The following is a 26,741-nucleotide window of genomic DNA, read 5'->3' as shown; positions in this document are numbered from 1 at the left end:
TGCCGTTGTTCACTCATAGGGAACCCCTCCTTGTTATTATCATCATATCCAAAAATGATGTTCGTTAAAGGGGTGTCCACTTTTTATTCTAGTTGCAGAGAGGCCCTTATCTAGCAAGATTGCGTTCGTTTTCACTTGTTTCATACGAAATAACGGCTTCTGAGTCCGCTAACATCTATAAAGTGGCCATTTTCATCGAAATAAGGGCCTCAGAGTCCGCTTACGTTACCCAGCCCCTGCATCTCTAAAAATCTGGGTTCATCACACCACCAATCCCCATACACTTAACCTCTAGAAAAACACCTCCTAACCTTAACCATCGAACGCCACCTTATCTCAATTCTCGCATTTTGAAAATTTACAATTTCTTAATCAAACATGCACTATCTATCGTTCATTCCATTCAAAACAGCATCGGTGCATAATAATAAGGGTAGTAGCACTGATACTTTTAAACTGTATTTAGGCTTTTTACATTATATCCCTCTATGTGCACTATATTTCATTCCGCTTCTTCTGGACAAATTCTATAATTTGTTTAAAAAGGAGCTTTCACATGGGTAAAAACAATCTTCTGTTTAAAACATTTGGAAAAGTAATTAAACGATTAAGAGAAACGAACGGGATGACGCAACAGCAATTAGCTGAGGAAGCAGGCCTTTCCATGCGAAACATCATTGATATTGAAGGCGGTAGAAGAAGCGTAACTTTGGATGTACTTTTTAATCTAGCAATGGCACTCCATACTATACCTAGTGCTATTCTTCATGAAGTAGATATAAGAATAAGAGAAGATTTGAAAAAATGAACCATGTGGAGTAGCGAGGATCTCCTTCTCCCTCTCAATGTGTATCATTCCAGCCTATCAAGTATTGTTAGAACAAACAAAGTGATCTCTGTTTAACATATTCTCGTCCATTTTTGAAGTTCAATTAATCCATCATATTCAGATACCATCGATAATTTTGTTTCTTATTTATTATTTGAATAAACTGTTGTTGAATTGGCTCTGGATAATCATGGCGCACATCTCTTGATCATAGTTTATGTGAAAACTTAATAACATTACTATGGAAGTTAAATATAAACATTTTCCACAAATTGAACTTAATTGAAAAAAGAACGTTCTCTCAAATGTGAGACAAACGTTCCAGATCGTTGATAAGTTGAAATGCCTAAAACCTTAAAAACATTAGTTTGTATATCCAAACAACAAATATATAGTAGAGAAAATCACAACATCCTGCATGAAATGAATGAACCAGGCAGTGGCAAAACCTTTTGTTTCGTACATGCTTCTACACAGATACCACCCTAGAAGACCACTCATAAATACACCGACCATACCACTGGGAGCACCGTAATAGTGGGCAATTCCAAAGAATATAGCCGCAATAAGAACAACAGAGTTTTTTGGTAAAGCCTCTTTAAGTGTTCCTAATATGGCACTTCTATAAATTACCCCTTCACAAAATGAATTTGCCAGTGCTAATAAGATAATAACAGGAAAGAAAACAATTAATTGATCTAAACCACTTGGAACAGAAAAACCTGTTACGGTAAACAAAGTTAATAGAAGCGTACCAAGTGCAATTAAGAAGCCGGAAATGATGGAAAGCTTTCCCCAGCTAATTCTATATTCCTTAATTCCTAGAAAGCCAATTTTACTAGCTTTAACAGAAAAATTACCCTTGGTAAGGTATGCAGCTTCTCTTGTTTTTAATAATAAAAGTAACACGAAAATCACAGGAATAACCATTATAAGTTTTAAGAGAATGCTGCTTCCGAAATGATCTATAAAAGAATCACCGTCAAACAAAGAGATCCAAAAGGATGTTTTAGAAATAGATTTAATAATTAATTCTCCTAAAATGATTGTAACAAGAATGATAGCAAATTTTAAGAAAGGTTTAAAATCTTCTACAAAAAAACAAAATAAACATCCGACCATCAGAAGGAAGAGCTGTATAAACGATACCCAAAAAGGCACATAGCCCAATGTTTCTTTTAACAAAATAATTGGTAATATCGAAGCTATTAAAATAAGAATAAGTGTGAATACAAACCTTTTGTTCAAATACCTTCCCCCATTATGGAAAATTCCCCTTTTCCTCATTGCACATATTTTTTTTAAGTATTCTGCTTTGTTCAATCCTAATTATTTCAAATAAAGATAATTTATTCAATCATTTTTCAACAATATGGACCGTTTGTGAAACAATTTCTTAATAGCGCTATTAACTCTTGGGCTTGTGCTTGTCAGTTTAAGTACACATTCTTTCTCTAACCGAAAACTAAAGACATTTGTTGCACAATATCGTTGTACTGCGCAGCAAACTAATGTGTTTTTGTCAGTTGGTCTTCTTCAAAAAAAGCCCCTTTTAATGCAATAAGAAAAGTGAAGTTTTACTTTATTGATTAAGCATAAACCCCTAATTACAGAAATAATGTATCCAATATAAAATAAAATTCTATTTGTAATTGCAATTAGATCAATAGACTGTTTTAAACAATTTACCATAAAAACCAGAGATTCTCATAAAGATTATGCTCCTTAACAAACTGAGGTGTTGCCTTATCGACAACTCCTTTATGGCAGTCAGTAATATTGAACTTCACTGTTTTTACCGCTATCCCCTGATCGTAAAGTTTCAAATATTCTTTTAGAGCAACCGTCCTTTCATATTGCATGCGAACTGATTTAGGTTTAGGGATGAGAAATTAAAGGAATTACATACGTTTTAAGTTTGATTAGGAACGTCAAGAGGCGTTTGGTCCTTGAATTTTCGTTATTAAGGCCACGTTAGGTTTCTAATAGTGTGATCAAAAATTCATACCATGACTTATCTTTAGGAGGTTCACGATGAGATTTTCAGGTGTAGGTTTGGTTATGCTAGCCGCTATATGCTGGGGCATTAGTGGGGGAATTGCCAATATTTTAATAAACAAGGGCTGGGATCCTATTGTGATTTCATTTTACCGAGGGGTTGTTGGATTTATATGTTTTTTCGCTTGGTTTCTCTTTCGCTTTAGACAAAATTGGATCTTCTCTACCCGTTTATACATATGGTCCCTATTGGCAGGTATTGGTGTTGCTGGAAATTTCACTTTTTATTTTGTAAGTATTCAAGCATCAAGCATTGCTGTTGCTGCTACGTTAATGTACACCGCACCTCTGTTCGTTCTTTTAATCTCCTTTTTATTACGAATAGAACGTTCGACTTGGTTTAAATGGGGGTGCATTTCCGGTGTACTTATGGGGATTATCCTGCTTACAGGTGCCTACAACACCGAATCAATTTCAGTGAGTTTTCTAGGGACAGCAGCGGGGCTTGCTTCTGGACTTTCTTATGCTTTATTTATATTCGCGTTTAAAAATGCCTCTTCTATCGGAAAGCCGCAGACCACCTTAACTATCGCTTTTCTTTCATTTTGTCTCATCCTTTTTCTTTTTACGGACACAGGTGAAGCAGCTAGTGTACTGACATCAAGTGACATAGGATGGTTTCTTCTATTGGGGATCGTTGGTGCTGGAATTTCATTTATAATTTATCTGATTGGCATTCGATGGACTCCCCCGACAACTGCTTCGATGGTCGCAATGGTAGAGCCTGTGACTGCTTCATTATTTGGCGTTCTGCTTATTGGAGATCATTTGACAATCATTCAACTTCTTGGAATGGTGCTCATCCTGCTTACAATTACCGTACTTAGCGTAAAGCAGTCCGAGAAAAAGTTTATGTCCAGCAACTAATTAATTCAGGCACATTTTTTAAGTCAAATGACATTTTCTAAGAAGATCGTCCACATTGACGGTCTTCTTCTTTTTGTTTTATGCAAAAAAAATCTTCAATAGCTTAAAGACATTCTTCCACAAAGCCCTTTTAATCTATACAGTACTAATCATGGATAATTTCAAAATTCCTTACCAATAATAATTAAAAAAAAGGGTGGGATTCGTTTTATGTTGACGTCAAAAGAACATTTGGATGCCCTTGATAAAATAACCTCGATGACTGAAAAACTAACCCAAACCCAGCTAGAGTTCTGGCAACAATATTCCCATATTGATACTTGGGGTTTTAAGATCGTTTTATTTATGTTTATAGTTCCCTTAGTTTTGTTGTATTTTGTAATAGATAGGAAGAATATTTTTCTCTTGGGTTTTTATGGTACGAACATTCACATTTGGTTCAGTTATATTAATATAGCTGGTGTTAAACATGGATTTTTCAGTTATCCCTTTGAGTTAATACCATACATTCCTGGTAACCTATCCTTAGATGCGGCTTTAATTCCAGTTGTGTATATGATTATTTATCAATGGACAATAAACCATAAGAAGAATTTTTATATTTATTCGTTTGCATTGTCACTCCTATTAGCCTTTGCATTTAAACCGATATTGGTACATCTAAATTTATTTGTTTTAAATAAAGGGACTAATTATTTTCATCTATTTATTTTGTATTGCATCATATTTCTATTTTCAAAGCTTATTACCAACCTTTTCTTGAGGATGCAAAATTCCCCTAAGTATAGAGAGGTATAACAACGTACCACCTCTTTTGGGGCGTTACCAAAATAGTTTTTTTATCAGGGGTTCTAGTGCATAATTCACGTCGAAAAATCAACAAAACAAGCGTACCTAGTCATATGTGAATAGGTACGCTGTTTTTATTGCTATTGCCTTTCAATGTGACAGAAATTTTAACACAACCCTAACTCGCCCCTTTCTCCCACTGTTCATCGGTTGGTGTTTCTGTTTTCGTCACTTTAAATCCGAGAATTAAGGAGACAAACGTTAATGCTGCAATCATACCAAAGGCAACGATCGCCCCAAAAATATCAGGGTTTGCAATTTGCGGGAAGTTAGAACCCGCTCTTTCAGCGGTGGTCATCGCTGTGACCAGCAGCCCCGTTCCAATCGACGCTGACATTTGGCGAATCGTATTCGTTACCGCTGACCCGTGCGGAATCAGCTTTCTTGGAATTTGATTTAATCCTGCAGTGTTGACTGGCATCATCACCATCCCGAAGCCGAACATCCGGATCGCATACATCACACTTAAATACATAATCGACGTGTTTGTATCAATGAACAAAAAGGCAAACGATGAAACCGTCATAATGATCAGACCAGGTATCGCTAACACCCGCGCACCATATCGGTCAAAAAGTCGACCAGTAATTGGTGCCATAAACCCTGTAATTAGGGCTCCTGGAAGCAACACAATTCCTGCTTCAACGGCTGTAAACCCGCGCATATTGTGCATATAGAGAGGAATGAGTGTCTCCAGTCCAATCAAGCCCAAAAAGCCAATGCTGCAAATAATCGTTGAAAGTGTGAACATCTTCGCCTTAAACACTCGGAATTCGAGCATCGGGCGCGCTAACCCTAGCTGGCGTCGAATGAAAAAGTAAATCGTCAGTGAACCTAAGATAAGGAAAAGCAGTGTTTGCCAATTCCCCCAGCCATTATTCCCTGCACTCGTGAACCCGTATAGAAGTCCTCCAAAACCAAAGGTCGATAACATAATGGAGACTGGATCGACTTTCGGATTTTTAAGCTCGGTCACGTTTCTCATACTAAAATAAGCGACAATCAACATTAATATCGCTAACGGTAAAATCCCGTAAAACATGTAGCGCCACTCATACGTGGTGATAATCCATCCCGATAACACCGGGCCGATCGCTGGCGCAAACGAAATCACAAGACCTATATATCCCATCGCGGTCCCTCGTCGTTCCACAGGGAAGATGAGTAAAAAGACCGTCTGCATTAAGGGGATCATCACCCCTGCCCCCATCGATTGAATAATTCTCCCAGCAAGAAGCACAGGAAAATTCGTCGCGACAGCAGCGATTACCGTTCCGAACGTAAAAATCCCCATCGCTGATAAGAACAACTGCCTCGTTGTAAACTTTTCAATTAGAAATGCTGAGATCGGGACCATAATCCCCATCACCAGCATAAATACTGTTGTCAGCCATTGGCCGGTGTTGGCCGTAATATTCATTTCTATCATCAATGGCGGAATTGCCGTAATCATGAGCGTCTGGTTCAATACTGCAATAAAAGACCCGACAAGCAGCAACCCTGCAATAAGTACCTTATTATAATTCTGATTATCCACGATGCAAAACTCCTGATCTACTAAGTTAATTTCCTATCTATAAGTATATCTTAATAAGTATATTTCGCAATTCGAAATATATGCGTGTACACTGCTATTAAGATGAAGTTATAATATATTATTCTACCATAATAAAGTAGGAGCTGGAATTTTACAGTGAAATGTGGTCAACAAATTTAACTACAAGAACAACAAACCCTCTTGCTATGCAAGAGGGCCAAGAGTCCAATGTGGTTTCCTTGTTTTTCCTACCGTCTCTTAACCGCTATATTAATAAGAATTTTATTTGGTTTGAGGAAGAAGGATTTTAAATTCAGTGCCTTTTTCCAATTCACTGTAGACTTTAATTTTTCCTCCCATTCCTTCAATTATCCGATAAACGACCATCATACCTAGTCCTGTTCCATTTTCTTTAGTTGAATAATATGGATCACCTATACATTCTATTTGATGTTTTGACATACCTATCCCAGAGTCTGTAATGGTAATTTGTACTTTGGATTGTCCTTTTATTATTTTACATTTAACAGTTAATGTACCACCATTTGGCATAGATTCAATACCATTTTTTATTAGGTTCAAGAAGCATTGGTGTAACTTCTGGACTTCTCCTGTGACGTAACAATTGTTTTCCAATTCGCTTACAATGTTTACACTATTCATATTTGCCATTGGACGAATGATCTCTATGGAACGATATAAAATTTCATCAATTGATAAAGTTTCCACCTTATTTTGGTATGGTCGTGCAACGAGCAGGTAATCACTTATTACACTTTCCGCTTGCTTTAACTCCTGTTTAGCAAGTTTAAGTAATTCCTTACGTTTTTCTTTATCTTCAATTTCATCTTTTAGTAGAAGTTGGATTACTCCACTGGTGGTCGTCAATGGATTTCTAACTTCATGAGCAATAGATGCAGCTAACTGACTAATAACCTCTGATTTCTCATTACGTATCATTTCATTTCTAAGTTGATAGTTTTGTAACATCATTTCAATTAAATGAATAAAGATAATTGCTCCTACCACATGGATTATAGTGAAATTTAACCAGAAAACAAAATCAAAAAAAGCAAAGGAATTAAACAAAATTGCAGTTGAGATGAACAAAAGTAGCACGGTAAGAAGCATGAAACCTATTGTCGTCAGATATCTTTTACGTATAGACATTTCCTGATAATGTTTCCATGTGAAACACCCAGATACATACAAGATGAGATAGGTGATTAACACGGCCCACACACCTTCACCACCTAGAGCAAAACGATATGAAAGAAGGACTACTAATAAAATGGCTCCCATTCTCGGGCCACCATAAAGCAATCCAAAAATAAAAGGTATTGTTCGAAAATCAAAAATAAGACCCTTCGACAATTCAAAGGAAAATGATAAAGCAAGAATTATACAAACACTAAACACAACGACCATTACTCTTTTAATCATTGCTTCACTTAGATTAAACTTTCGTTCCATTATGTAAAGGTTAACAAGAAAAATAGGGGTAATAATCAACATAAAGTTAGTAAGTAAATCCTTGGTTATGAGTGACATATAAATCCCTCTCTATTCCTAATAGTTAAATCATAACCATAATAACATTTTAATTTAAAAGTTTTATCACATTTAAAAAAAAAGTCGAATATATCAAAAATTGAGGAGACGGATCTTTTGCTACAGTTATTTTGCAATACCAAATAAACATTTGCTGCGTAGTATAGGTCAACTACGTAATCCAAGAGTTAACCTAAAAACCCTGACCCCCGATGGAGTAATTCACTACCGCACTGGGGGGCAAGCACATTTCCCATGTAATTAACCACTTGAAGGAGTGAGTCTTTTTTGCTTGCGTTGTTCTTGAAGAATACCTGTTAGAAGTTTTTGAATCGTTTTTGATTCAGGTGTTTCATGTATAGGGTGTGCAAGGTTTATTTCCTCAAACGGATCCCGCGTTATATTGTATAACTCGAATTGATCAGGCACTGGCTGGGATTTAGTGGTTGTGATACAAATAGCAGCCTGAAGATCCTCAGAAATATCTGTGGCTTTCTTCTGGGTAGTTTCAACATCTTCAACGCCTGGATCGCTCCAAAATTGTGGATTATCGAAATACCGAGTAAACTTCCAAATTTCCTTTGAGTTATTTTCTCCTGTTGGTAGTTTGACGATGACAGTTTCCAAATGATTAGGCTGTCTAACTGCTTCATATGGTTGGCCAGTTAGGGTGTATTGATTTAAACCTTTGGAAAATTCATCATCTGTCATAAAGTAAAGAGCCTCATCACCTCGAGTAAAATCTAAATTTCTATTAATTAACAAAGTTAAGTCGCGACCTACTAAGGGATGGACCTCTGTATGATCTGTTTTCAATTTTTCTTGGACTTCTTGAACATCAATATTTGCAAGTCCTAATAAAGTAGGAACAATGTCCACATGACTTGTTAGCATATCCGTTTCTTTACAGTCCGCAAAGTATTTAGGACTGTGAATAATGAGTGGAACATGAAGTGCTTCCTCATAGGCATTATGCCATTTTTGAAACAATCCTCCATGGGCCCCAATTAAACTGCCATGGTCTGCAGTAAATACCACAATTGTATTTTCATAGAAAATAGATTGTTTAAGTGCGGTAAACACTTTATACATTTCATCATCAACCTGCTTATGAAGTGAATAGTATAGCTGCCTGTAGAAAGGTGTATCTAATGTAGGTTGTAATGCCTGTTGATAAACGTCTCGGTAATTACGTTGGGCTGAGGGCTTAGTAAGAAGATCCTCGTTTGCTGTCGGGGCTGGTGGTATAAAAGGAACTGTAGGATCTACTGAAAAATTATATGTTGGTAGTAATTGTGTGAATAACCCATATAGGGTAATATCGTGCGGATTTACAAATGATGAAACAATTAACCAAGGCTTGTGATTCGCCGAATAAACTTCATCTTCTAGGGATTTAATTAATCGAACAACCTCTTCAGAATAAACGACATCACGGCCATTTAACCCAATCGCAGCCGATGAAGCTGAATTTCGGGGGTTTGATCCGTGTGGTTCAGGTCCAATCCACCCATCAAAGCCATAGGAATCTAGTCGATTTGCATGTAAATAAAGCTTTTGCTTTTCGGGATCCGGGACCCCAGTTGTTGGGTTATAACTTAACATTGCATTATGACTTGCTGGAACGATTATGTCCTCATCAGAAGCATGCCATTTCCCTTTCCAAAACGTACGATAACCTGCAGAACGAAAATAGTCACCTAGAGTTGGGACTGTATTGTGATCAAGCCAGTATACATCTGAATCAAAAGCTCCTTTCGCTGCACCTGTTGTTTGAGTGACCCCATGTAGGGATGGATACTGGCCAGTGTAAAGTGTTGTTCTACTAGGTGAACAAGCTGTACTTCCAATATAATGATTTAAGAATGTCATACCGTTTTCTCGTAGAAGCTCCTGTGTCTTCAAATGAGTTTTACGCCATTCTTTTAGAGCTTCGTTTTCATAAGTGGTTGGAAACCGTTCCTCATCAACAAGAATAATAAGAAAATTTGGTCTTTTATTATTTTCCGGAGAACGATCTCGAGGATATTTAGGTTTAATCATGTCACACCCTCCTATAGTACTAAAGTTATACTTCTGCTGTATCGTATGTAAGAGAACTGCAATATGACTGTATATCCTAAAAAAGAATTCTATATCCATAGCTGTACTCGTTCAACTGAGGTTTGATACGAAATCTACAGATTAACGCGTTTAATAGCTTTTTCTACCAAGTTTCCCCTTCCTATTTAACAGCTAAAGATCGCGATAGTTTTAATTACATGCCCACAGCTAGTATTAATCACACGATCTAACGATTACTTTATCGCGAACGTACCCAAAGTATTTGTTGTGTCACGAAGAGTAGGTTACTTTAAGTACAATACTTCACAATGCCGATTATACTTTAACATAAGTATCCAACTTAAAACTCATTAGGTCATTCTGAATCTCACTTTTTTTGCTGCATAGTAGACGTCTACTACGTCACATTTCTACCTTCCACAATATGGACCCGTTGTTGAAGATAGTAAACTTTTTTATTCGCCTTTTAAGCTTCTTTCGATTACTTTCAAGATCCAGTACTCTATATAAATTTATCATTCATACCCGTTTTCGACCCAATCGTTAATCTGTAGACTTTTCTCTCCAGCTGCCTTAGGATATCGAATACCTTAATGTTTTCAATAATATGGTTTCTTGTTCAATACCTTCGATGCGTAATCTTCCTCTAAATCTCTTTTCATCTCAGCGTCCATATTGCCATTAATATAATCTTCATCTAAGACCTTTATGATCTGTCCTTCTTTTGTATCCATTACCTGTAGTATCTTGGTTACACCTTCAAAGAAGTACAACATAATGAAGTACCTACGATAATCACAGTCAGGGCATAACTTTTGACCATACTTATGCTTTAAATTTTTAGCTCTACCAGTCCTATTGCATTTATCACATGTACCTAATTCAATCATGAAATCCCCCTGAGGAACATTTGTTCTTATTTTACCAAAGAGAACTTCGAATATGCAATATAATTCGTCACTGTGACAACCCGAAATTTACCGAGAGGAACGGGGTCTGTGAACTGCCCCCACTGCAGTAACGCTTTTTCTAGCAGGGAGCAGCCCCACTAACCAAAGACTACTAGCTTAGATTTGGATGCTTATAGTCTTTGAAATGACAATTTAAAATGCAAGTACCACAGTAATAAAAAGAGAATGTAAAAAACTACATTCTCTTTTCGTCATTCTTACGGCTTATTATTTTAATTCAACGCGGAAGTCTAAATCTTCTCCGAGGCTATTCCAGTTTTCATCTAATGGTGCGCTAATCAATATACGAACCCACTCAATTTCTTCAGCTTTCGACTTTTCTAAAATGAAATATTGCGAGCCTTCTTGTTTTACTTGCCCGTAAAAATCACCATCGATATGATCGCTCAACCATATATCAGACTCAAGCTGTTCTCCAGTATTCGTTGTGATCGTTGCTTGCGCAGGATAGAAAGTGATTGTATCTTCCGAAGTATTTTCGACTTCCATATCGATCTGAATATATTCGATATCTTCCGTTTCTAGAAATTCCGCTACATCCCCTTTTAACTTAGCAGACGCTGCATTTACTTGCGGAATATTTAAGATCATAGGACCCGTTTCTTGCGTTTCTACTTGATCGTTACGTGCGATAAGGGTAAACGCTCCACCTTCGTTTTCAACCGTTTCCCCTACTTGCGTTTCCCACCCATTATCAGCTTCGGTTTCTTGTGACTCCTCTTCCGTAGCATCGGCTTCTTCATCTTCATCACTTGCACTTTCCTCTACGTTTTCAGTATCTGGCATATTTCCGTCAGCAGTTGTTTCTTCTGCCTCCGAACCACATGCCGCAAGCGATATCGCTAACCCTAGTGATATTACGATTAAAGATAGTTTTCTCATAGTATTGCCCCCTTGTATAATTTTCCATCTACTAATATACCATAACACAACTAGTTTTGGTAAAATAATCCTACACTGTGACAACCCGAAATTTGTCGAGAGGAACAGGGTTGTACTCTACTGGAGTTCACTCAGAACACGAATCTACTCAGCTCCCTTTATCTTAACGAAATAAAAAATAGCGCCAACTTCTATGGAATAGAAGCTAGCACTACGTTTATTTTCTATACGTTTAGCGTGACGCTTTGGCTGGTTGGCACACGTCACATTTACGTTGGTTATTATTTTTAAATTTAGTAAAAGTTTTTTCAAAATTGCTACCACATGCACATTTAAATAGTAACTTTTGTGAAAAACCATGGTATTCCGTCGTTAGCAACTTACTTTCCGAATTGTTTTCAACAAATTCTTTAATTTTACCGATTGTCCATCGTTTATTCATTCTCTTACACCTCTGTATTTTATCTCTAGGCGGACGCTTATCTTGGCATCCGTTCAATTATGAGCAAAAGTCTTAATTATCCTAAGTTTTTAATTATAACATGAGCTATCACAAAATTAAACAGAACGTTAACTTGAACGCGTACTAGGTCATTTCAATCTGTCGAAGCAAGTTTTAGAAAAGTGGGGCCTGTCCCCCGCTGCGGCAATACTTTACTCTAATGAGATTCATGATTTAGATGGTTTTTAACAAGTAAAAGACACACTTGATCTGATGTCGGGGACTTAGTTTTAATAAATGTAGGAAAAGGTGTAAGACAAAATATGATCACTCCACAAAACCTGACGTTCTGTTTAGTGGGGTTTTTTGGTCATATTTACAAATAAGTGACATTTATCACTGAGTTTAACTAACAAATAAATTAAACTAGGTTTTAGTACTCACCTAAGATTATTTTAAGGGAATAGGTTTTATTTACCAAAAAATATAAAGGGGGAAAGAACAATGAAAAAAAGTGACTTAGCCATTGTGTATTCATGCTCTGGATGTTCCTCAGCTGCACAAACTGCTAACATGATTGCTATAAAAATGGATCGGGAAAAATTAGCTGAGATGTCCTGTATCGCTGGTGTTGGGGGTGATGTCAAACCACTTGTCAGAACAGCAAAATCAGGAAGAGATATTATTGCAATTGATGGTTGTCCATTATCATGTTGTAAAAGTTCTTTAGCGAGACATGACGTTACGCCTAAACATCATTTTGTACTTTCTGATTTTGATGTACCTAAAATTAATGGTGAAGACCCTGACCCTAACCTTTATATAAGCGTATACCAACGCGTTTTAACCCATATCAATCATCATTCTTAACCGTTAAATAGTATAAAATTGCATTACAAATTAGTTCCTTTTTTAATTCTTTCTTCTAGTCGATTTGTACTACATTAAATTGTTCACAAAAGTACTTTCTTTCGTTTATGGAAAAAGCCTAATTCTCCCTTATTTTCACTGAGGAATTAGGCTTATAATATTCCACAAAAACACTTTGATAGTAGAATATCACTTTCTACTGAATAGTATGGTTGTACTGTGTAGCAAAATGTTATTTAATTTATGTTCTTAAAACATAGGTCAAAAAGAGATAGTTGAAGTTATTCCTTTACATCGTCCTTGCATATTTCACTAACTAGCTACCATAACGCCTTACCGAGTATTTTCTATTTGGACAGTGAATTACTTCTAGGTATGTGATAAATGAATAAAAGGTACTGTCAAGGTAAACAGATATTTTTTTATCGTACTTTGTGAAGCTAATCACTTAAGCTATCAGGGGGCGATTGTTCAAGAAGAACAGTCGTTTTACAGCAAAATGGAGTTGTCCAGATGGCATGGCAGAACATGATGATGGTGGTGTGTCGGAAGAGTTAAGAAGAAAGTAGAAGAGCTTTGTGATAGGCTTGCACCAAAAAATAAAGAAAACAACTCTTCAACCAACATTATTTCAATAAGAAAAGACGAATAACTTTTTGCGTATCCTCCTCCGTTACAACCCACTAGACAAACGGTCATGGGATGGGGAATGTATATGTTTATCTTTTTGTTAAACAATAGCTACAGAGGTGGTTGGATAAGGTTTTAATTTATTCAAAAAAATAACATATACTACTCTGCTTAAGTAGGCTTAGTTCTTACTACAATCTATACATCATACTTATGTATTTTCAGTTAATGACTTACAAGAGGGTAAAGAAAATACAGTGAGAGAGCTGAGAGGCTTTCTTTTTTGCTGGTCTTTTTCACTTTCTTTCTCCACTGCAGATATTGCTGAGAAGCTCTCAGGCTAAATAAAAATTGCATACCTCAATGTATTACCATATAAAAAGTTTATTTAAACAACTTATACATTATCTTAACATTAGTCTGTTTTTCTCTTATTCACAATCTTGCCCGTTACTTCAACAAGGCAAGTAGGCAATAACCTTTCTTCAGCTAACGCATCCCGATAATTGAACAAGCACCCTCTCTTTTATTGATTACTGACTTCAAGTTATTTAATTTTATTGAATAGATTTCTTCATCAGTTAGATACTAACTTTAGTGTTAATATTTAACACTAAACTCAATGTGGAGGGATATACTTTGGATATTCTTTTTAGTTTATTCTCAGGTTTAATTACTGTGGGAGTCAGAGTAGCATTTTTCTTTAACAATATCATATTCAGATTAAATACGATGTTAAGGATGCAATCTCTAAATTAAATTATTGAATATTCATAAAGTATACCTGTTTACATTGTTTACGAAAAAGGCAAGCAACGTGTTTTGCTTGCTTTTTTTTAGTTAATATACCGTTCATACTTATATATGATAATTCTCAAGGATTCAAACTTTACATTACCTTTATATTTTCAAAGTAATTTTTTAATATTTCTATCCAAATTAGTAAAATATATTTTATGAGGTGATTTTATGGATAAAGAGGAACTAAAGCTCACGTCTGCCGAAATAGGGAGTTTGTGGGGAGAATATGTTAATGGTACAGCAGTTGATATTATAAACAAGTATATGTTATCCATCATAGAAGATGAAAAAATAAAAACACTATTTGAGGATGCTATAAGTACATTCGCAAAACAGAAGAAACAGATAGCTACATTTATTGAAAACGAGGGATTTCCTGTACCCATTGGATTTACTGATGCAGACCTTAATAAAGGGACAAAAAGATTGTTTTCAGACATATTTTGTTTACATTACTTACATGTTATGACTTTACATGGTTTATTAGGACACATGACATCACTTAGTGCCTCTGTAAGAAAGGATTTGAGATATTTTTATGATGCGTGCGATAATGATGGAAAAAGAATGTATCATCAAACGGTAGAACTACTGTTAGAAAAGGGACACTTTCAAAAGGATCCTTACTTTTATCCTGAAACAACTCCTGAATTTATTTCAGGTCAACAATTTTTAGATGGCTACTTTGGGGACAAACGACCTTTAGCTGCAACTGAAATTATTAGCCTTTCGTTTAATTTGAAAAAGAAGATATTGGAGAAAACTCTTTCTATATCATTTAGCCAAGTTGCTCAATCTAAAAAAGTAAGGGGATTTTTGGAGTCATCGCAAAAAAACTCAGATAACCAAATTCAAGCACTTAGCAGTATATTAAAGAAAGATAATCTGCCTGTACCAATGTCTTGGGAATCCGAAATCACAACTTCTCAGGATTCTCCTTTTTCAGATAAGTTGATGTTGTATCATATTGGATTTCTAATGCAAACCTCACAAGCATATCATGGAACAGGACTTGCATCCGCAATGCGAACAGATCTTGTAGTAACTTATGAAAAGATTATATTGAAAAACTTGATGGTGACAAAAGAATGGTTCAATATAATGACGCAGTATAAGTGGTTAGAGGAGCCTCCACTTGCACCAAATAGAAAAAATCTTGCAAAAGATAAATAATTTACTGATTAGCACCTCTTGTTAATAGGAGGTGTTTTATTTATGACCAAAAGTTCTTACTCAACAAAACTGCTCGTTTAAGTTCATTTTTTTATAATCCATCTAAAAATGAAGGTATCTTTTTCGCAGTATCGGTCTACTACGTAAAAAAATTCATTCAGTAAAATCGACCTTTATAATAATAAACTATTAAGCCAAAAATTTACTACTTAGTGACAAATCTCACGGCGATCGTAACCACAAAACAGTATGATAATTCCGAATACTTTTATTAATATAAGGAGGAAATTCATAGGATCTTGGTATTATCAGATGAACAACAGTAATTGAAAAAAATGGTACATAACCTGTATGTAGAAAAATTACAGTTCATTTCGGATAGGTTTAAAACAGTTGGTTGCTTTTCGGAAGAGATTTTTGATCTGCTTTCTCAAAATGAATTAATGGGATTACTGCTCCCAGAGACTGTTGGAGGTTCTGGTGCTGATTCCTCTAGCTTCTTAATAACGGGAAAACAGGCCTGTCCCCGAATTGCTAATGGGTTCTATCTTTCCTCGCCCCCGAACAGACCATTCCTAATTATGCTTTAGGTAAACTCACTATAAAGGTAGTACCTTTTCCAATTTGACTCTCTACTGCCATTTTTCCATTATGGTCTGTAATAATTTTTTCACATATCAATAAACCTAACCCTGTCCCACCTTCTTTTGTTGTAAAAAAAGGTTTTCCTAACATCTGTAGTGTTTCTGCAGGAATGCCTGGACCCTCATCAACAACGTAGATGTGAACCTGGTCAAACATTTCTCTAACAAAAAGATTTATAAACCCTTTGTCCATTGCCTCTATTGCATTCTTTATCAAATTGATTAATACTTGCTTAATTTTCATATCATCACAAGTAATGTGAATTTCACTTTTGTTACACTCAAACTGAATACCTATGTTCTTATTAACTGCTTGTGGTTCTAATAATAATTTCACACTTTCAATAAGCTGAACGATATTGATATCTTTTTTATTATCTAAATGCGGCTTTGATAAGACTAAGAATTCAGTAGAAATTTGTTCAACTTTTTCTACTTCCTCAAAAATGATATCAAGGAATTTTTTATTTTTATTCTCCGTAGTTTCCATTAATTTGAGGAAACCCTTAATTGAAGTGATAGGATTTCTAATCTCATGAGCAATTCCAGCTGCTAATTCACCTGCAATGGAGAGTTTTTCTGAATGAATAGCTGTGTTCAAATAAGATTTTTCTAGTTTGATTTGTTCTGAAATAGCCGGGAACCGAACTTCCTTTTTTTTATATAAATTGGAAGGTGTTAAATGAGTATCAGTCATATGGTATTCATGGGTTTGTAATATCTCACAAAGGATAGAAGATGGCAATGTCAATCCATCATAAGCACATACCGCCATAAACTTATGTTCTTTAACAAAAGAATCGCAATCACATTCATGTAACTTCAAACGTTCCATTAATGTTCTCTCGTTTTGCTCTTTCCATTTTACAAACCCCCATAACCGAAAAGTTCTATCTTTTAGATACGGGGCAAGTAGAAAATTAAAGTTTTCCATAACCTGCTCTACATTAAAGACATCGTGAGTTTCATAGAAATTATCGGTGTCTGCAAAGATTATCTCATCTAATTGATTTTCCGTGTAGTTTAAGAGTCGCAACTTTTCTAAGATGGAAAAATAGCGTTGCGGTGTATCAATATAAATTACGGTTTGTCTTAAGTCTAGACCTTCTGCTATATAGGAAATAGCGTTATTCAAATAAAACTCCTCTTGCGTGTACGTATAAACAATATGAGATCCTTCCAATAACTCTATGTTACTTGTAAAATTCACTTTACCTTCAACATCTAATAATGGTTCCATACATCACCTATTCCTACTATTATTGATTTCCCCTCTAGAAACAACACGAATTAAATTAAAGTATATGTCATTTAATCTTAACAGTTAGTTTAAAAATTAACAATCAGTCGTAATCGATCCTTATCTCGCAATAGTTATTATATGTGAAAGAATCGTCTGAGACTGGAGACCTTTACTACACAGTATTCGTCTACTGCGTTAAAAAATCAATTCATTCAGTAAAATCCACCTTTATAATAACAATCTATTAAGCCAAAAATTTACTACTTAGTGACAAATCTCACGGCGATGGTTAACCACAAAACAGTATAATCATTCCGAATACTTTTATTAATAAAAGGGGGAAATTCATATGACCTTGGTATTATCAGAAGAACAACAGCAGTTGAAAAAAATGGTACATAACCTGTCTGTAGAAAAATTACAGTCCATTTCGGAGAGGTTTGAAAAAGTTGGTTGCTTTTCAGAAGAGATTTTTGACCTACTTTCGCAACATGGATTAATGGGATTAATGCTTCCAGAAGCTGTTGGAGGTACTGGTGCTGATTCCTCTACCTTCTTAATAACGATGGAGGCACTTGGAAGAGCCTGTCCTGCTACCTCTTTTTTATATAATTCTCACCTAGCTACTTCTTTGGCCCTCCTAGCCTTTGGAACTTCAGAAGCAAAGGAGAAATTTTTAAAGCCACTAGCAAAAGGAGATTTGATTTGTGCTTTAGCCAGTACTGAAACAACTGGCGGAAGCAACCCCTTTTCCATTCAAACGACAGCCCGAAAAGAAAAAGACTCTTATCTACTAAATGGTACAAAAACATTCATTAGTGGTGCAGGCTTTGCTGACCTTTATCTAGTCATGGCAAAAACAGAAAGTGAATCTGGTTCTCCAGTATTAAGTATGTTTGTTATCGAAAAGGGAACCCCTGGGTTTACTTTTGGAAAAATGGAAGATAAGTTTGGTGTCCGTGCATTACCGACTGGGGAATTACTCTTCGATAACTGTCGGATTCCTGCCACTGCCTTACTCGGAACGGCTGGTGAAGGAATGAGAGTAATGGGTGCTGTTGGTGGGTTAGCAGCCCTAGGAGCCGGAGCCATCGCCCTCGGCTTGGCACAAGCGGCAATTGATGATACAAAATCCTATTTACAAAATCGGACGATCATGGGGCAAAAATTAGGTGAGATCGGTGCAGTACAAATTCGGTTTGCCGATATGTTAACCAACCAACAAGCTGTACGGAGTCTTTTGAATCAGGCAGCCTATGATAGGGATAACAGCAAACCAGGGCCAATTCCTTCAGTGTTTCAGGCAAAAATTTACTCCACTGAAAAAGCACTGGAAATCATTGATACCGCAATTAAATTACACGGTATGTACGGTTATTCAAAAGAACTCCCTCTGGAAAGGTTATACCGTGATGCCAGGGCAACAACCATTCACTTTGGAAACAATGATGTATTACGTTCCACGTTAAGTAAAATTGTTTTAAAAGTTTAAAGCGAAGTCTGTCCCCCCTAACTTCACTCTAGTGGTGGTCAGACCCCACATTCTCCTAAAAAAGGTATATGATATATTCATATACCTTTTTCGTGGTGGGCAGTTGTTTTAAGAAGTAAGATTAACTCCAATCGGTTAATCTTCTTGTCTCAGAGACTATATCGTACCTTATTTGTCGTTTAATAGCACCTGCTAATGTAATACTTGCTAAACATGTAGCAAATGACGCCAAATACGCTTCTGTTGCTGCAGGTAGTGCTGCAGCTGCTGCAGCTACTTGTGCTGCTGGGGTTCCACCTGCAGCGAGTGCTATTGCTCCAGAGATAACTTCATATGCTGCCGTTACAGCTGTTATATTGCATGCTATTAATTCATTTCTCACAGCTGTTTCTATGTTTTTGGGGTAAGTGACATAAGCATAAATTCTATAGTTGCTCGTTCTTGTCTGAACGCAAGGCATTTGTATATCTTGTCTACACCTTCGTCCAGGGTTTGTCAATGTTGGACAAGGTATCCATGTCCAACCAGTTACGCACATTGTTCCCTTAAATTCTGGATAATTGAGAGAAAGTATATTCCTTTCTTGACGCTCTAATTCAGGGGTTGGAGTTGTAATTAATATACCTTCACCATTCGTCTGTATTAATGTATCCATTTCCCTATTAGGATTGTAATAATAAGAGTTCATCATATAGTTGGTTTTTCTCCTTTTTAATTAAATTTTGTTTAGGGTATGCGCCCTTGGACGTATATGTATAGGCAAAAGAACTAGAAGAAAAAGCCTATTATTTTCTCATCTACACCTTCTTCATAAGCTGTACATGGCCTACATAGAAGTTTAAGAGAATAAAAAAACTTTGATCCCCTATTACAAAACGGATCAAAGTTTTTTACTTACTCTTCATTAATTTTATACCAAAACCGGCAAGTGCGTTTTTGGTTCAAACTCTTCCAATTCCTCCCTATTTATCAAACGAGTAAGAAAGTCAGCGTTAGGAATCAGTGGACGTCCGAAAGCTGCTACATCTATGGTTCCTTCCATTAATGCTTTTTCAGCGGTTTCGGGAAAGGGAGGCCTGTCCCCCGCTGTCCCCGCTGCGTTAATACTTTACTCTAGTGGCGGTCAGGCCCCGAATCCTTAATTTAACTTTTATATATATCTTTTAGCCATAAAAAATCTCCACCTTAAGTAGGCTGTAACACCCCAAAAGGGATAGTGTCTACTTAAAGGGAAGCGTATCACAGACCCCGAAACTCCTCCACAGTACTAAATAAAATAAGACTTATCATATCTTAGTAAGAGAAAACCAATTAAAGGAGTGAGGGATGTTGAAGAATGTGAATGTGCGTTTACGGCCACTTGTGGAGAACATTAATTTACCCACTGTTTTGAAAACAGCGATTTTACCAGGAGACACGGTGGAGCGGTTGTTTATTGCCACTCAGGTAGGAGAAATCTTTTACATAGGAAATGGCGAGGTTCAATTGTTTTTAGATATTCGCTCACGAATTATTCAATTGGGTGCTTCTGGCGGATATGACGAACGAGGATTATTAGGTCTAGCGTTTCATCCTCAATTTTATTATAACGGTGTATTTTATCTTCATTATTCAGTTGCTGGTACTCAAGGTCCAGGTGCCCTTCCTCAATCTTTTACACCTGACCCGTGTGATCCAAGTACTCTAAACTTAAGATGGGAAGATAGAAATAATCAATACGATCATATTGATACAGTGGAAGAGTGGATGATACAAACCAATGGGCAACCAAAAAAACGAAGAACTTTACTTCATCTTAGAAGGCCATTTTTTAATCATAATGGTTTCAATAGCTTAAACTTTTCACCTGAAACAGGGAAGCTTGTTTTAACCACTGGAGATGGAGGCTCAGGCTATGATCCTTTTAATCTAAGCCAGGATAACATGGAAATAGCCGGTAAGATTATTGAAATTGATGTGACTAAAACATTCACCAATGATCTACCTGCTGTCACTCGTTTTGATGAACTTCCAGATTCTATTCAAGAAGCGTTAACGGTAGTAGCCAAAGGAGTGCGTAATGCCCCAGGTATTTCTTTTCAAAGGTATGATAATCAGTATATTAAGTATGTGGGAAATGTCGGGCAAGATTTAGTAGAGTCCATCTTTTCATTTGTTTACTATCAGCCAATCCCTGTTAAACAGCTAGTTGAGTCTTATTCAACGAGATCTAACCCTATGGGCTTGATCAACTTCGGTTGGAGAGGATGGGAAGGAGCTCTTCCAACTTCGATTTTAGAGGAATGCACAGGTAATTCTTCTCTCGATAAAAAAACGATTGCATTTTACAAAGAAGCCGTAATAGATTCTGTGAATCGTCTTCCGCCTTTAACGAGTTATTTTCATCAAGATCCTAGGCCTGAAAAATTTGAAGGCACTGCACTTACTGGTGTCCAACCATATATGAGTAACACAATACCAGATTTAACAGGAAGCCTTGTGTTTACCGATTTGGCTCGGAATAAACAAACGGAATCTCCAGTTAGAGGCGGGTTAGCTTATACGAGAATAAGGTTTGATGGGAAGCTTAATGATTGGGGTGTGATTGAACCTACCTATGATTTTGGATCTCAACCAGCTTATTATATGGGTTTAGGAACGAATTTTGCCCAAACTAATCTTTATTTAGCGGTATATAATTCTATGAAAGTAACAGACTTGAACCAAGGGACTGTATTTGAAATTGTCCCTTGATTTCAAAACAAAGGAACGCTTGCTTCCGATGCAGAGAGCCGTTCCTTTGTTTCCCCTATTATCCTTCTTTCCTTATAGGAAATTTAAATCTCTTCATAAAAAACCGCGTGAATAAAACCCAAATGTAGGCGTAAAGCCAGCAAAATGAGATCAGCATCAGTACCATTCTCCAATCCATACCGGCTGAAACAGATGGTCCTAATATAGGAAATTTGATAACATAAATTAACAGTAAGATCCCTAAAAATAAAACAAGCCCGCTCAAGGTTATGATGGAGATTTTCCTTTTCTTAAGCTTAATCCCTACTCCTAAAGCCAAGCCTAGTAAACCAGTCGTAAATGGGAAAATAAATAACTCGGATGGCTGCATAAACATTAATAATACTATCGTAGTAAAGTAGCTCATTATGCCATATGGAATAGAGGTAATCGTCATAATTAGGATTGGGAGAGTGGCAAATGGACTTATCAATAATCCTACAATCGGAAGAAATCCACCTGCTGACTGGAGAATGGCAGCTATTGCACTTAAAATGGCTGCATGGATTAATTGGAAATGATGGTTTACGTGTTTTTTCATAATCATGTTAAGTTAACCCAAATCCTCTTAATTCAAAAACGAAACGGTATTGCATTTCATACTCCCCCTCCAATCACTTCTTCCTTTTAATTTATGCAGAAAATAGGGAGGGTTTACAAAAAAGGGAACTGATCTCCGCTCAGGCCTTTGATTTGTTTATTATTAAGAATCGTTTAACGAAAGCGGGCCCGTCCCCCGCTACAGTAATACTTTACTCTAGTGGAAGTCAGACCCAGTAGCCTTAGTAGTCATCTTTTTGGATACCATTTTCCTTAACTAACGATTCAGCTTGCAGCGAAGAGTCACACAAGCATAGAAAAAAGGACTCTACAAAAGAGTCCTTTAATAATTATGCCTTGTTTACGTTAGTAGCTTGAGGTCCACGTTGACCTTGCTCAACGTCAAAAGTTACTTTTTGGCCTTCATCTAAAGATTTAAACCCATCACCTTGGATAGCTGAGAAATGTACGAATACATCCTCTCCACCTTCAACCTCGATGAATCCAAATCCTTTTTCTGCGTTAAACCATTTTACTGTTCCTTGTTGCATGTTTGTTTCCTCCTGTGTGGATCTGTTCCACTGTTTAATACTATTATTGCTCATTTATCAAAGTGAAATAGTTTATATACTAATTCTTTCCTTAGAGACACGAACAAAATAATTCTTCTTAAGAATACAGTTTACATTTAAAAAAGTCAAATTTTGAAAGTGTTAGTATGTAAAATGATCAGGATAATTAGGACAATTTTAACTATTTAATGGCTAAACTAACCTTCAGTTTCTTTCCTTTGATCTTTGTATTTTCCATTGCTTCTAACACTAACGAACCTTTTCCATTATGAATATCCACATAGGTTAACGTATCTTGGATCGTGATAATCCCAATATCCTCAGCACTCACCCCAGGAATATTAGCAATCGTTCCAACAAAATCTAATGGTCGAAGCTTTTTCTTTTTCCCACCACTAAAATGGAGCTTCATAATATTTTTATTTATCCGTGCTGTTTTATTATTTCTAACGACTCGACGGCCACTCATTTTTTCCTCAAAAGCAGCTTTTCCTCTAGTAATTTCCTTCTCACTAGGTGGCTCCATGACCGGTATGGGAAAACCAATGTACTTCTCGATCCCTTTAAGGTATTTCCCATCGTTCGGTGTGGCAAACATAATGGCTTTTCCTTCATTACCAGATCGGCCTGTTCTTCCTGTACGGTGAACATAACCTTCTTTTTCCATAGGTACGTCATAGTTAATGACTAATGTTACATTGTCAACATCAATTCCCCTAGCAGCAACATCGGTTGCCACAAGATAACGGAAATTCCCCCTTTTAAAACCATCCATAACGGAAAAACGGTTTTCTTGTTCTAATCCACCATGAAGTTTTTCACATGAATAATTAGCGCGTTCTAGTTCGGAAAACACCGTATCCACATGCTCTTTCGTATTGCAGAAAATAATACAACTGTCTGGATTTTCCACTACGGTTAAATCTTTAAGGAGCGTTAACTTGTCTTTTGGGTTAACCTCGATTAAATGATGTTTAATAGAAGCAGTAGTTATCCCTGAAGACGCTATATCAATATGCCGGGGATTTTCCATATATTTATGACAAAGGTTTTCCACATCTTTAGGCAACGTTGCAGAAAACACCATCGTCACTCTGTTAGCAGGAAGTGCTTTAATAATCTCTTCCACATCGTTGATAAAACCCATATTTAGCATCTCATCTGCTTCATCAATAACGAGATACTGAATTTCATCCAATGCTAAAGTTTCTCTTTCGATATGGTCGATTACCCGGCCAGGTGTCCCAACAACAACATGATTCCTTTGTTTCAATTCCTCTTTTTGTGTGGAGAAGGGCTCTTTTCCATAAACAGCCATGGCTTTAATCCGCTTAAATCTACCAATATTCGTAATATCCTCCCGAACTTGAACGGCAAGCTCCCTTGTTGGTGTGAGAATTAACGCTTGGGGCTTTCTTTCCTCCCAATTCATCATTTCACAAATAGGGATTCCAAAGGCTGCCGTTTTTCCGCTACCCGTTTGTGATTTGACTACTAGATCTTCTTTTTTCATGGCGAGTGGAATTACTTCCCCTTGTACCTCTGTTGGCGTTTCATATTTCATTATAGAAAGTGCGCGATTTATTTCATCACTTAACTGATATTCATCAAAGCTTCGTTCACTCATACACTAACCCCATTTTTTATAAATTCTTTTAAGGTTTTGTTAATAGTTAATGTATACAACATGATAAAAATCAACATTGCCCTTAAACACAGACTTTAATTATAGACCCTGTTTTCAGAAAAAGCTCTAAAAAGGAGCTTTTTGAGCTGACTTTTATCTTTATCTGGTTCGTAATTCAGACCACAACTGCTCAAGCCACTTATCAAAATCCGCACCCTTCTCTCCTTCATATGTATCATACACATCAATTCTCATCTTTTTCAGTTTTTCTTTGAAATCTTCATAGGAGTGATCCTTAGGCAGGCTCTTTTTTATACGAACAAGGACTTTTTTCGTATCTTTAATGGCATCGCCTTCCTTCCGTTCCGGCATCGTTACCTGTTCCCCTAAGGCTAGAAGTTGACGGTAAGCCGCTTCCCGGACTTTAAATACAGAATCACCTGCCATACTGTGCTTTAATAATTCAATCGTCTCTCTCGCTTTCCACATGCCTAACTCTTCTACCGCGTCCAATCGTTCCCGCCAAGTGGCTGTTCTGTTGATGGATTTTTTTAATTCATCAAAATTGGCAGGTAAATCTGTTCTTTCTTCATAATTACTCAAATCATTAACCCCCTCTTCTCTTTATATATATATTCGCCCAAACCCTTACAAATATTTTACCTTTTATGAAAATGTCACTGTGACAACCCGAAATTTGTCGAGATAAAAGGGTCTAGGTGAAGTACACCATCGGCTCTATTGCTTCTTTGTGGGAGGCTAAGCAGATCCAGTTTTTTTATTTTTTCCAATCAGCTTATATTCGAAAAGAAAAAAGCAAGAGGACCGCCCCTTGCTTCAAAATCTATCTATGATTTATACCAAAACCGGCAAGTGTGTTTTTGCTTCGTACTCTTCCAATTCCTCGCCATTTTTCAAACGAGTCAGAAAGTCAGCGTTAGGAATCAGTGGACGTCCGAAAGCTGCTACATCTATGGTTCCTTCCGTTAATGCTTTTTCAGCGGCTTCAGGTTCAAGGTTACCCACTCCTATACTCACACCATCCCAATATTTTCGAACGAGTTGATGCATCGTTTTTCCATCAGCAAGCACCTTCGAAAACTCCATTGTGGAAGGATGAATCATCGTCGCACCCACTTCACGGAATGCTTCAATAAACGTGCGAATGGCTAACTCTGGATCTTCCCATTCATAAGCCGTATTATCTACTTTATGTGCCGAGAAGCGAATTAACGTTCTGTCCGTTCCGATGGCATCGATCACAGCTTTTGTAACTTCTTTCATAAAAGTCAACCTTTCTGGAAGGTCTCCTCCATATCGATCCGTGCGTTTGTTCGTTACATCTGAACAGAATTGATCGATTAAATAGCCGTGTGCCCCATGAATTTCAACGCCATCAAATCCAGCTTCTATTGCATTTTTTGCGGCTTGAGCATATTGACCAACTACCTCCTGAATATCATCAATTGTCATCTCTTCCGGTGTATCATAGGGCTTACGAAATCGTGTAACATTTCCTTCAGCCCGGATAGCTGACGGTGCTTGAGGAGGTAGGTTTCCAGCAAGTTCATGGTGGCTTAAACGACCGACATGCCAGATCTGAGCAATAATCGTGCCACCTTCCTTATGTACAGCATCTGTTACAGGTTTCCAGCTTTCGATTTGTTCTTGAGAATATAATCCAGGAACTCCTGGATTTCCTTTGCCACGAGGGCTGACGACTATTCCTTCAGTAATAATTAATCCGATACCATCCGCAGCTCGTTTTCGATAGTACTCTACTACATCGCCCCCGACTACACCCGTTTCGTTATCGGCAAAACACCGAGTCATCGGAGCCATTGCTGTACGAGTTTGAAGATTCCAAGCTCCTATCTTTACTGGCTCAAATAGCTTTCTATCTGAAGGATTATCCAAGTTTGCCCAATTCCTAGTGTCTGTTGGTAGCCTTATCCAAGCCACAGTTTTATTTTTCTCTTTGTCCCCTTGACTCATATCAATTCTCTCCTCACTTTTGATTGCGCTTTAATTTGTTATTAAATTTAGAATAATCATACTTCTTTTTTGATTTTTTTGTCAATGAAATGACATTGATCTATTCATTTTATAAATGGACAAAAGTCATACAAGTTCTCGTTATCAACCTTAGACTCTTCAATTAACATAAATCAAAACCGAGATTTCTCCTAAAGTAGCAAAATAGTGATCTTCCCTTTGCTAAGCGGACTGAGTGCAACTAGAATAAAAAGTGGACACCCCTTTAACGAACATCATTTTTGGATATGATGATAATAACAAGGAGGGGTTCCCTATGAGTGAACAACGGC

At 36.8% G+C, this 26,741-nt stretch carries 21 protein-coding genes and 1 pseudogene; 7 read left to right on the top strand and 15 right to left on the bottom strand.

Going from position 1 to position 26,741, the window contains the following annotated elements; translation table 11 throughout:
- The first annotated feature begins 556 nt into the window (after nt 1-556).
- Entirely contained in the window at nt 557-808 is a 252-nt protein-coding gene (locus tag AC2VNP_RS20345) for a helix-turn-helix domain-containing protein (RefSeq protein WP_486919071.1), read from the top strand.
- 384 nt (nt 809-1,192) lie between these two features.
- Here the strand turns inward: AC2VNP_RS20345 and AC2VNP_RS20340 are convergent, their stop codons facing one another.
- Nucleotides 1,193-2,152 carry a CPBP family intramembrane glutamic endopeptidase gene (locus AC2VNP_RS20340; RefSeq protein WP_486919070.1) on the bottom strand — a complete coding sequence of 320 codons (960 nt, stop codon included), beginning with the start codon at nt 2,150-2,152 and terminating at the stop codon, nt 1,193-1,195.
- A 711-nt stretch (nt 2,153-2,863) separates the two neighbouring features.
- On the opposite strand from AC2VNP_RS20340, the gene AC2VNP_RS20335 reads away from it, so the two are divergent.
- Together AC2VNP_RS20335 and AC2VNP_RS20330 are read left to right on the top strand one after the other, a co-directional pair.
- Nucleotides 2,864-3,754, top strand: coding sequence for a DMT family transporter (locus AC2VNP_RS20335; RefSeq protein ID WP_486919069.1), 891 nt, complete (start codon nt 2,864-2,866; stop codon nt 3,752-3,754).
- 210 nt (nt 3,755-3,964) lie between these two features.
- Complete coding sequence (locus AC2VNP_RS20330; RefSeq protein WP_486919067.1) at nt 3,965-4,552, top strand: CBO0543 family protein; 588 nt, start codon at nt 3,965-3,967, stop codon at nt 4,550-4,552.
- A 169-nt stretch (nt 4,553-4,721) separates the two neighbouring features.
- Here the strand turns inward: AC2VNP_RS20330 and AC2VNP_RS20325 are convergent, their stop codons facing one another.
- From AC2VNP_RS20325 to AC2VNP_RS20300, 6 genes are all read right to left on the bottom strand, one after another.
- Nucleotides 4,722-6,140 carry an MDR family MFS transporter gene (locus tag AC2VNP_RS20325; RefSeq protein WP_486919066.1) on the bottom strand — a complete coding sequence of 473 codons (1,419 nt, stop codon included), beginning with the start codon at nt 6,138-6,140 and terminating at the stop codon, nt 4,722-4,724.
- Nucleotides 6,141-6,422: 282 nt separating this feature from the next.
- Nucleotides 6,423-7,613: an ATP-binding protein gene (locus tag AC2VNP_RS20320; RefSeq protein ID WP_486919064.1), complete on the bottom strand. Its 1,191-nt coding sequence runs from the start codon at nt 7,611-7,613 to the stop codon at nt 6,423-6,425.
- Between the two features lie 339 nt (nt 7,614-7,952).
- A complete protein-coding gene (locus AC2VNP_RS20315; protein WP_486919063.1) occupies nt 7,953-9,734 on the bottom strand; it encodes a sulfatase family protein in 1,782 nt (593 codons plus the stop codon).
- Nucleotides 9,735-10,354: 620 nt separating this feature from the next.
- Nucleotides 10,355-10,645, bottom strand: a complete 291-nt coding sequence (locus tag AC2VNP_RS20310; protein WP_486919062.1) for a hypothetical protein — start codon at nt 10,643-10,645, stop codon at nt 10,355-10,357.
- Between the two features lie 288 nt (nt 10,646-10,933).
- Entirely contained in the window at nt 10,934-11,608 is a 675-nt protein-coding gene (locus tag AC2VNP_RS20305; protein WP_486919061.1) for a hypothetical protein, read from the bottom strand.
- A 232-nt stretch (nt 11,609-11,840) separates the two neighbouring features.
- Complete coding sequence (locus tag AC2VNP_RS20300; protein ID WP_486919060.1) at nt 11,841-12,050, bottom strand: hypothetical protein; 210 nt, start codon at nt 12,048-12,050, stop codon at nt 11,841-11,843.
- Between the two features lie 504 nt (nt 12,051-12,554).
- Between AC2VNP_RS20300 and AC2VNP_RS20295 the strand changes: the two genes are divergently transcribed.
- Nucleotides 12,555-12,920 carry a putative zinc-binding protein gene (locus AC2VNP_RS20295; protein ID WP_486919059.1) on the top strand — a complete coding sequence of 122 codons (366 nt, stop codon included), beginning with the start codon at nt 12,555-12,557 and terminating at the stop codon, nt 12,918-12,920.
- 1,599 nt (nt 12,921-14,519) lie between these two features.
- On the top strand, nt 14,520-15,524 hold the full coding sequence (locus tag AC2VNP_RS20290; RefSeq protein WP_486919058.1) for a DUF3231 family protein: 1,005 nt from the start codon (nt 14,520-14,522) through the stop codon (nt 15,522-15,524).
- A 579-nt stretch (nt 15,525-16,103) separates the two neighbouring features.
- On the opposite strand, the gene AC2VNP_RS20285 is transcribed toward AC2VNP_RS20290, so the two are convergent.
- The gene (locus tag AC2VNP_RS20285) at nt 16,104-17,408 is read right to left on the bottom strand and encodes an MEDS domain-containing protein (protein WP_486919057.1); all 1,305 of its coding nucleotides are present in this window, start codon (nt 17,406-17,408) and stop codon (nt 16,104-16,106) included.
- A gap of 352 nt (nt 17,409-17,760) precedes the next feature.
- Here AC2VNP_RS20285 and AC2VNP_RS20280 point away from each other — a divergent pair, with 352 nt between their 5' ends.
- Nucleotides 17,761-18,903, top strand: a complete 1,143-nt coding sequence (locus AC2VNP_RS20280) for an acyl-CoA dehydrogenase family protein (RefSeq protein ID WP_486919056.1) — start codon at nt 17,761-17,763, stop codon at nt 18,901-18,903.
- A gap of 121 nt (nt 18,904-19,024) precedes the next feature.
- Here the strand turns inward: AC2VNP_RS20280 and AC2VNP_RS20275 are convergent, their stop codons facing one another.
- Together AC2VNP_RS20275 and AC2VNP_RS20270 are read right to left on the bottom strand one after the other, a co-directional pair.
- Nucleotides 19,025-19,558, bottom strand: coding sequence for a hypothetical protein (locus AC2VNP_RS20275; RefSeq protein WP_486919055.1), 534 nt, complete (start codon nt 19,556-19,558; stop codon nt 19,025-19,027).
- A 255-nt stretch (nt 19,559-19,813) separates the two neighbouring features.
- Nucleotides 19,814-19,969 (bottom strand): annotated as a pseudogene (locus AC2VNP_RS20270) (alkene reductase); the annotation flags it as partial.
- 260 nt (nt 19,970-20,229) lie between these two features.
- Between AC2VNP_RS20270 and AC2VNP_RS20265 the strand changes: the two are divergent.
- A complete protein-coding gene (locus tag AC2VNP_RS20265) occupies nt 20,230-21,636 on the top strand; it encodes a PQQ-dependent sugar dehydrogenase (RefSeq protein ID WP_486919054.1) in 1,407 nt (468 codons plus the stop codon).
- A 58-nt stretch (nt 21,637-21,694) separates the two neighbouring features.
- Here the strand turns inward: AC2VNP_RS20265 and AC2VNP_RS20260 are convergent, their stop codons facing one another.
- From AC2VNP_RS20260 to AC2VNP_RS20240, 5 genes are all read right to left on the bottom strand, one after another.
- Entirely contained in the window at nt 21,695-22,216 is a 522-nt protein-coding gene (locus tag AC2VNP_RS20260) for a hypothetical protein (RefSeq protein WP_486919053.1), read from the bottom strand.
- 349 nt (nt 22,217-22,565) lie between these two features.
- Complete coding sequence (locus tag AC2VNP_RS20255) at nt 22,566-22,766, bottom strand: cold-shock protein (RefSeq protein ID WP_275118823.1); 201 nt, start codon at nt 22,764-22,766, stop codon at nt 22,566-22,568.
- Between the two features lie 202 nt (nt 22,767-22,968).
- Nucleotides 22,969-24,414: a DEAD/DEAH box helicase gene (locus tag AC2VNP_RS20250; protein ID WP_486919052.1), complete on the bottom strand. Its 1,446-nt coding sequence runs from the start codon at nt 24,412-24,414 to the stop codon at nt 22,969-22,971.
- 159 nt (nt 24,415-24,573) lie between these two features.
- Entirely contained in the window at nt 24,574-25,017 is a 444-nt protein-coding gene (locus tag AC2VNP_RS20245; protein ID WP_486919051.1) for a HEAT repeat domain-containing protein, read from the bottom strand.
- A 252-nt stretch (nt 25,018-25,269) separates the two neighbouring features.
- The gene (locus tag AC2VNP_RS20240) at nt 25,270-26,409 is read right to left on the bottom strand and encodes an alkene reductase (RefSeq protein WP_486919050.1); all 1,140 of its coding nucleotides are present in this window, start codon (nt 26,407-26,409) and stop codon (nt 25,270-25,272) included.
- Nucleotides 26,410-26,741 lie beyond the last annotated feature (332 nt).

It is taken from the genome of Alkalihalobacterium sp. TH-98 (assembly GCF_057473385.1).
Note: the sequence above shows the minus strand (reverse complement) of the source record. Positions and strands in the feature narration are given on the sequence as shown.

Coding starts and splice junctions, on each gene's coding strand:
- AC2VNP_RS20345 (WP_486919071.1), top strand. CDS start 557: ATGGGTAAAAACAATCTTCTGTTTAAAACATTTGGAAAAGTAATTAAA.
- AC2VNP_RS20335 (WP_486919069.1), top strand. CDS start 2,864: ATGAGATTTTCAGGTGTAGGTTTGGTTATGCTAGCCGCTATATGCTGG.
- AC2VNP_RS20330 (WP_486919067.1), top strand. CDS start 3,965: ATGTTGACGTCAAAAGAACATTTGGATGCCCTTGATAAAATAACCTCG.
- AC2VNP_RS20320 (WP_486919064.1), bottom strand. CDS start 7,613: ATGGAACGAAAGTTTAATCTAAGTGAAGCAATGATTAAAAGAGTAATG.
- AC2VNP_RS20315 (WP_486919063.1), bottom strand. CDS start 9,734: ATGATTAAACCTAAATATCCTCGAGATCGTTCTCCGGAAAATAATAAA.
- AC2VNP_RS20310 (WP_486919062.1), bottom strand. CDS start 10,645: ATGATTGAATTAGGTACATGTGATAAATGCAATAGGACTGGTAGAGCT.
- AC2VNP_RS20305 (WP_486919061.1), bottom strand. CDS start 11,608: ATGAGAAAACTATCTTTAATCGTAATATCACTAGGGTTAGCGATATCG.
- AC2VNP_RS20300 (WP_486919060.1), bottom strand. CDS start 12,050: ATGAATAAACGATGGACAATCGGTAAAATTAAAGAATTTGTTGAAAAC.
- AC2VNP_RS20295 (WP_486919059.1), top strand. CDS start 12,555: ATGAAAAAAAGTGACTTAGCCATTGTGTATTCATGCTCTGGATGTTCC.
- AC2VNP_RS20290 (WP_486919058.1), top strand. CDS start 14,520: ATGGATAAAGAGGAACTAAAGCTCACGTCTGCCGAAATAGGGAGTTTG.
- AC2VNP_RS20285 (WP_486919057.1), bottom strand. CDS start 17,408: ATGGAACCATTATTAGATGTTGAAGGTAAAGTGAATTTTACAAGTAAC.
- AC2VNP_RS20280 (WP_486919056.1), top strand. CDS start 17,761: ATGACCTTGGTATTATCAGAAGAACAACAGCAGTTGAAAAAAATGGTA.
- AC2VNP_RS20275 (WP_486919055.1), bottom strand. CDS start 19,558: ATGGATACATTAATACAGACGAATGGTGAAGGTATATTAATTACAACT.
- AC2VNP_RS20265 (WP_486919054.1), top strand. CDS start 20,230: ATGTTGAAGAATGTGAATGTGCGTTTACGGCCACTTGTGGAGAACATT.
- AC2VNP_RS20260 (WP_486919053.1), bottom strand. CDS start 22,216: ATGAAAAAACACGTAAACCATCATTTCCAATTAATCCATGCAGCCATT.
- AC2VNP_RS20255 (WP_275118823.1), bottom strand. CDS start 22,766: ATGCAACAAGGAACAGTAAAATGGTTTAACGCAGAAAAAGGATTTGGA.
- AC2VNP_RS20250 (WP_486919052.1), bottom strand. CDS start 24,414: ATGAGTGAACGAAGCTTTGATGAATATCAGTTAAGTGATGAAATAAAT.
- AC2VNP_RS20240 (WP_486919050.1), bottom strand. CDS start 26,409: ATGAGTCAAGGGGACAAAGAGAAAAATAAAACTGTGGCTTGGATAAGG.